The following is a 6,520-nucleotide window of genomic DNA, read 5'->3' as shown; positions in this document are numbered from 1 at the left end:
GCCGGGAGGGTTGCGGGGGGACGGGCGGGAGGGGTCAGCCCTCCTGCTGCGGGTGGTGGGCCGGGATCGGCGGGAGCTCCCCGGTGATCTCGTAGACGCTCAGCATGTCGATCCGGCGGGTGTGCCGCTCGTCGCCGCTGTACGGGGTGCCGAGGAAGACCTCGACGAACCGGGTGGCCTCCTCCTGGGTGTGCATACGGCCACCGATGGAGATCACGTTGGCGTTGTTGTGCTCGCGGCCGAGAGCGGCGGTCTGCTCGCTCCAGGCCAGCGCCGCACGGACGCCCTTGACCTTGTTGGCGGCGATCGCCTCACCGTTGCCCGAGCCGCCGATCACGATGCCCAGCGCCTCCTTGTCGGAGGCCGTGCGCTCGGCGGCGCGCAGGCAGAACGGCGGGTAGTCGTCAAGGGCGTCGTAGATGTGCGGCCCGCAGTCGACCGGCTCGTGGCCGGCCTCCTTCAGCCACTCCACGAGGTGGTTCTTGAGTTCGTATCCGGCATGGTCGGAGCCCAGGTACACGCGCATGCCCATGAGTGTGGCATGCGGGTGGACCCGGGCTCCGCAGGGGGCCGGACGAGCCGGACGGAACCGGCAGGTCGGTTCCCGGTGGCGGTCGGTTCCCCGCCGGCGACGCGGTCGCCGACCGGCGTCCCGGTTCCCCTACCGGCGGCCGAGCAGCTTCCAGGCCAGCGGGAGGGCGCCGGCCGCCAGCGCGGCCTTCAGGGCGTCCCCGACCAGGTAGGGGTAGAGGCCGAGCTCGGCGGCGCGGCCCAGCGACACGTCCAGTGCGAAGGCCAGGTACGGGACGCCGACGGCGTAGATCGCGAGGCTGCCGAGGACCATCGCCGCCGCGGTGCGCAGCGGGGAGCGGTCGGCGCCGCGGCGGGCCAGCGCGCCGACGAGGCCCGCGGCCAGCACGAAGCCGATCGGGTAGCCGAGCGAGGGGATCGACCAGCCGGAGGCGGTCTGCGCGAACCACGGCAGGCCCGCCATGCCGGCGAGCAGGTAGAGGGCGAGCGAGGCGATGCCGCGCCGGGCCCCGAGCGCGGTGCCGACCAGCAGGGCGGCGAAGGTCTGGCCGGTGACCGGCACGGGGGAGCCTGCGACGTTCACCGACAGCTGGGCGGCCAGTCCGGTGAGCGCGGCGCCGCCGGCCACCAGGGCCAGGTCGCGCGCCTGGGTGCCGAGCCGGGTGCCCGCGGCGGGCAGCAGATCGGCGAGGACGGCACGGTTCAGGGTGGGGGTACCGGCGGTCGGGGTGCTGGCGGTGGCCATCGGGCTTGTCTCCTCGGTTCGTCCGTTCAGGTGAGTGAACACCTGTGAACCTACGCGTCGATCACGCCGGGCACCGTCAGGGATCCGGACAAAGCCCCGGCCACCCGCCTTGTCGGGTCCGGCCTCCGGGAGCGACGGAACGTGACGGACGGCGAAGGTCTGCGTCACGATCCGGTCCGCATACTGGTCCGGATCGGGGCATCCTTGGCATGGACAGCCTTGTCACCGGATATTGGGCAACTCGCACCGCATGTCGAACAGTCTGGATCCCTTCCCCATGGCCCGTACCTCCGCGCCCCCGGCGCCCGGGACCACGCCCGCTCCCCCGGCCGGCGGCCAGCAGCTCTCCCACGGGCTCAAGCAGCGCCACCTCTCGATGATCGCGCTCGGCGGGGTCATCGGCGCCGGCCTCTTCGTCGGCTCCGGCGCGGGAATCGCGGCGGCCGGGCCGGCGATCATCCTGGCCTTCGTCCTCTCCGGCCTGCTGGTCATGCTGATCATGCGGATGCTCGGCGAGATGTCGGCCGCCCGCCCGGCCTCCGGCTCCTTCTCGGTGCACGCCGAGAAGGAGATCGGCCCCTGGGCCGGGATCACCGCCGGCTGGATGTACTGGGTGATGCTCTGCTGCGGCGTCGCCGCCGAGGCCACCGCCGCCGGGCGCATCGTCAACGGCTGGATCCCCGGTGTCTCCGCCTGGGTCTGGGTCGCCCTGTTCATGGTCTTCTTCTGCGCCAGCAACCTCACCGCGGTGAAGAACTTCGGCGAGTTCGAGTTCTGGTTCGCCGCCGTCAAGGTCGCCGCGATCCTCGCCTTCCTGGTGCTCGGCGGGCTCGGCATCGCCGGTGTGCTCGGCCCCGGCGCCCCCGGCACCGCCAACCTCACCGGCCAGGGCGGCTTCCTGCCCAACGGGATCGACGGCCTGATCGTCGGCCTGCTCGCCTCCGTCTTCGCCTACGGCGGTCTGGAGACCGTCACCATCGCGGCGGCCGAGTCCGAGGCCCCCCGGAAGAACGTCGCCAACGCGGTGCGCACCGCGGTCTGGCGGATCGCGATCTTCTACATCGGCTCGATGGCGCTGGTCGTGACCCTGGTCTCGTGGAAGGACCCGTCGGTCGTCGAGAACGGCCCCTACGTCACCGTGCTGCAACACCTGAGCGTGCCCGGCGCCGGGACGATCATGGAGATCGTGGTGCTGATCGCCCTGCTCTCCGCGATGAACGCCAACATCTACGGCTCCTCCCGGATGGCCTACTCGCTGGTCGCCCGCGGTCAGGGCCCGAAGGCGCTGGCCAAGGTCAGCGGCGGAGTGCCGCGCCTGGCCGTGATCGCCTCCTGCCTGTTCGGCTTCGGCGCCGTACTGGCCTCCAAGTTCTGGCCGGACACCGTCTTCACCTGGCTGATGAACACCACCGGCGTCGCCATCCTGGTGGTCTGGCTCTTCATCTGCCTCGTGCAGCTGCGGATGCGCCGCCGGCTGGAGCGCGAGTCGCCCGAGCTGCTCACCGTGAAGATGTGGGGCTTCCCGTACCTGACCTGGGTGGCGATGGCCGCCGTGGTCGGCATCCTCGCCCTGATGACCACCACCGAGGGCAACCGCCAGCAGCTGTACGCGGCCGGCGTGCTGGTCGCGCTGCTCAGCGGGGCGGGCCTGCTCAAGCAGCGCCGGGACGCCGCCCGCGGCTGACCGCGGGGCCGACCCGGCCGCAGGACACGGAGAGGGCCCGGAACCGCCGCGAACGCGGTTCCGGGCCCTCGTCGTACGCGGGTGCGGCCTACTCGAAGGACGGGCTGGCCGTACGGGTCCGCTTGATCTCGTAGAAGCCCGGGGTGCCGGCGACCAGCAGGGTGCCGTCCCAGAGCCGCGCCGCCGCCTCGCCGCGCGGTATCGGGGTGACCACCGGACCGAAGAACGCCACCCGCTCGCCGTCGGCGCCCTCGACCGCGATCACCGGGGTGCCGACGTCCTCGCCGACCAGGGTGATGCCCTCCTTGTGCGAGGCGCGCAGGGCCTCGTCGTACGCGTCGGTGTCCGCCGCGTCCGCCAGCTCGACCGGCAGACCCGCCGCGACCAGCGCCGCCTCGACGGTCTCCCGGTTCTGCGGCAGTCCCTGGTTGTGGAAACGGGTGCCCAGCTCCGTGTAGAGCCGGCCCAGCACCTCGTCGCCGTGCTGCTGCGCGGCGGCGATGCAGACCCGCACCGCGCCCCACGCGTTGTCCAGCAGCTCCCGGTACTTCTCCGGCAGGTCGCGGTGCTCGTTCAGCACGGACAGGCTCATCACGTGCCAGTTCACGTCCACCGGGCGGAGCTGCTGCACCTCGATCAGCCAGCGGGACGTCATCCAGGCCCACGGACAGGCCGGGTCGAACCAGAAGTCGGCGGTCTTGCGCTCAGCGGCAGTCGTCACGGCTGTCGTCCTTCGAGAGAGATCCGGAAGTCGGTGGTGCGGGCCCGCACGGGGCATCCCACCCAGCGCCAACGCCCGCCCGACACCGCTGATTCCGGGCCGCCGACCCGAGTTGTGCAATGGTACCGACGTGAGGGGCGTGAAAGGATGCCCCCGCGACACCACAGCGCCGCACCAACCGCACCGCCGAAGACCGCACCACCGTGCGAGCCGGACAAAGGAGTACCGCCGTGCCGGGCAAGAACCTGAGCCGCGACGAAGCCCAGCAGCGGGCCAGCATCCTGGGCGTGGACGCGTACCGGGTCCGGCTGGACGTGACCTCGGCCACCGACCCCGCGGCCGCGACCTTCCGGTCCACCACCACCGTCGCCTTCCGCTGCACCGAGCCGGGGGCGTCGACCTTCCTCGACCTGCTCGCCGCAGGCGTCCGCGCCGTCACCCTCAACGGCCGCGCCCTCGACCCCGCCACCGCCTTCGACGGCGCCCGGGTGCACCTCGACGGCCTCGCCGCGGAGAACGTCCTCGTCGTCGACGCCGACTGCGCCTACAGCCGCACCGGCGAGGGCCTGCACCGGTTCACCGACCCGGTCGACGGCGAGACCTACCTCTACACCCACTACGAGCCGGCCGACGCCCGCCGGGTCTTCGCGACCTTCGAGCAGCCCGACCTGAAGGCGCCGTTCACCTTCACCGTGACCGCGCCGGCCGCCTGGAACGTCTGGTCCAACGCGCCGCACGAGAACGTCACCGAGGACGGTGCCGCGCGCACCTGGGAGTTCGCGCCGACCCGGCCGATCTCCACCTACCTCACCGCCGTGGTCGCCGGTCCGTACCACGTCGCCCGCGACCACTACAGCCGCACCCTCGCCGACGGCACCGTGCTGGAGATCCCGCTCTCGGCGATGTGCCGCCGCTCGCTCGCCCCCTCCTTCGACGCCGACGAGATCCTCGGCGTCACCAAGCTCGGCCTCGACTTCTTCCACGAGCAGTTCGACTACCCGTACCCCTTCGGCAAGTACGACCAGGCCTTCGTCCCCGAGTACAACATCGGCGCGATGGAGAACCCCGGCTGCGTCACCTTCCGCGAGGAGTTCGTCTTCCGTTCGAGGGTCACCGACGCCGCCTACGAGGGCCGGGCCAACGTGATCCTGCACGAGATGGCCCACATGTGGTTCGGCGACCTGGTCACCATGCGCTGGTGGGACGACCTCTGGCTGAAGGAGTCCTTCGCCGACTTCATGGGCTCGTACGGCCTGGTCGGCGCGCGGACCCGCTACTCGGGTGCGTGGGTCACCTTCGCCAACCAGCGCAAGGCGTGGGCCTACCGACAGGACCAGTTCCCCACCACCCACCCGATCACCGCGGACATCCGCGACCTGGAGGACGCCAAGCTCAACTTCGACGGCATCACCTACGCGAAGGGCGCCTCGGTGCTCAAGCAGCTGGTGGCGTACGCCGGTTCGGAGGCGTTCTTCGAGGGCGCCCGGCGCTACTTCAAGCGGCACGCCTTCGGCAACACCGAACTCGGCGACCTGCTGGACATCCTGGAGGAGACCAGCGGCCGCGACCTCAAGTCCTGGGCCGCCGCCTGGCTGCAGACCGCGGGCGTCAACGCGCTCACCCCCGAGGTCACCGTCGACGCCGAGGGCCGGATCACCGAACTCGCCATCCACCAGGACGGCGAGGTGCTCCGCCCGCACCGCATCGCGGTCGGCCTCTACGACCGGGACGCCGACGGCGCCCTCGTCCGCACCCGGCGGATCGAGCTCGACGTCACCGAGGCCCGCACCGTCGTGGCCGAGGCCACCGGCCTGGCCCGGCCCGCGCTCGTCCTGCTCAACGACGACGACCTCACGTACTGCAAGATCCGCTTCGACGCCGAATCGCTGGAGACGCTGCGCGCCGGCCTCGGCGACATCGAGGACGACCTGGCCCGCGCGCTCGCCTGGTCCGCCGTCTGGAACCTCACCCGCGACGCCCTGATGCCGGCCCGCGACTACATCGCGCTCGTCCTGCGGTTCGCCGGCCAGGAGGCCAACATCGGCGTCCTGCAGTCGCTGCACAGCCAGGCCAAGAGCGCCGTCGACCTGTACGCCGACCCGGCCTGGCGCGGCGAGGGCGGCCGCCTCCTCGCCGACGGCGCGCTCCGCGAACTGCGCGCCGCCGCCCCCGGCAGCGACCACCAGCTGGCCTGGGCCCGGTTCCTGGCCCAGACCGCCAACGGCTCCGAGCACCTGGGCCTGGTCCGCGGCCTGCTGGCCGGCACCGCCCGGATCGACGGGCTGGAGGTCGACCAGGAGCTGCGCTGGGCGCTCTGGCTGGCGCTCGCGGCGGCCGGCCAGGCCTCCGACGAGGAACTCGCCGAGGAGCTCGCCACCGACAACACCGCCAGCGGCCGGCGCCAGCACACCCAGTGCCTGGCCGCCCGGCCGACCCCGGAGGCCAAGGCAGCCGCCTGGTCCGCCGTGATCGACTCGGACGAGCTGCCCAACGCCCTGGTCGAGGCCAACATCGCCGGCTTCGCGCTGCCCGGGCACCGCGACCTGACCTCGCTCTACGCGGCGCCCTACTTCAAGCTGCTGGAGCGGATCTGGGCCGACCGGACCATCGAGATCGCCATGCGGATCGTCGGCGGCTTCTTCCCCCAGGCCCAGGTGAGCGAGGCGACGCTGGCCGAGGCGGACGGCTGGCTCGCCGGCCACCCCGACGCGGCGCCCGCGCTGCGGCGGCTGGTGCTGGAGCGCCGGGACGACCTGGCCCGGGCGCTGCGGGCGCAGGCCTGCGACCGGGTCTGAGGGCCGCTCCCGCACCGGCACCCGAGGGGCCGGACGTGCTGAAC

Annotated in this window: 5 protein-coding genes; 2 read left to right on the top strand and 3 right to left on the bottom strand. The window is 72.4% G+C overall.

Features of this window, described 5'->3' with window-relative positions:
- Positions 1–34 precede the first annotated feature (34 nt).
- Complete coding sequence (locus ACFWOG_RS38670; protein ID WP_329885115.1) at positions 35–526, bottom strand: ribose-5-phosphate isomerase; 492 nt, start codon at positions 524–526, stop codon at positions 35–37.
- Between the two features lie 135 nt (positions 527–661).
- Positions 662–1,276, bottom strand: a complete 615-nt coding sequence (locus tag ACFWOG_RS38665) for a biotin transporter BioY (RefSeq protein ID WP_329951465.1) — start codon at positions 1,274–1,276, stop codon at positions 662–664.
- Between the two features lie 277 nt (positions 1,277–1,553).
- On the opposite strand from ACFWOG_RS38665, the gene ACFWOG_RS38660 reads away from it, so the two are divergent.
- Positions 1,554–2,960 carry an amino acid permease gene (locus ACFWOG_RS38660; RefSeq protein ID WP_380364229.1) on the top strand — a complete coding sequence of 469 codons (1,407 nt, stop codon included), beginning with the start codon at positions 1,554–1,556 and terminating at the stop codon, positions 2,958–2,960.
- Between the two features lie 88 nt (positions 2,961–3,048).
- Here the strand turns inward: ACFWOG_RS38660 and ACFWOG_RS38655 are convergent, their stop codons facing one another.
- Entirely contained in the window at positions 3,049–3,681 is a 633-nt protein-coding gene (locus ACFWOG_RS38655) for a DsbA family protein (protein WP_329883936.1), read from the bottom strand.
- 230 nt (positions 3,682–3,911) lie between these two features.
- Between ACFWOG_RS38655 and pepN the strand changes: the two genes are divergently transcribed.
- Positions 3,912–6,476: an aminopeptidase N gene (gene pepN, locus ACFWOG_RS38650; RefSeq protein WP_380364226.1), complete on the top strand. Its 2,565-nt coding sequence runs from the start codon at positions 3,912–3,914 to the stop codon at positions 6,474–6,476.
- Positions 6,477–6,520: the final 44 nt, after the last annotated feature.

The sequence above is a fragment of the Kitasatospora sp. NPDC058406 genome (assembly GCF_042722765.1).
Classification (GTDB): domain Bacteria; phylum Actinomycetota; class Actinomycetes; order Streptomycetales; family Streptomycetaceae; genus Kitasatospora.
The sequence above is the reverse complement of the archived record's forward strand: the minus strand, read 5'-3'. Positions and strand labels throughout refer to the sequence as shown.

What these genes read in the sequence shown, in the direction of transcription:
- ACFWOG_RS38670 (WP_329885115.1), bottom strand. Translation starts at nt 526, where the DNA reads ATGCGCGTGTACCTGGGCTCCGACCATGCCGGATACGAACTCAAGAAC.
- ACFWOG_RS38660 (WP_380364229.1), top strand. Translation starts at nt 1,554, where the DNA reads ATGGCCCGTACCTCCGCGCCCCCGGCGCCCGGGACCACGCCCGCTCCC.
- ACFWOG_RS38665 (WP_329951465.1), bottom strand. Translation starts at nt 1,276, where the DNA reads ATGGCCACCGCCAGCACCCCGACCGCCGGTACCCCCACCCTGAACCGT.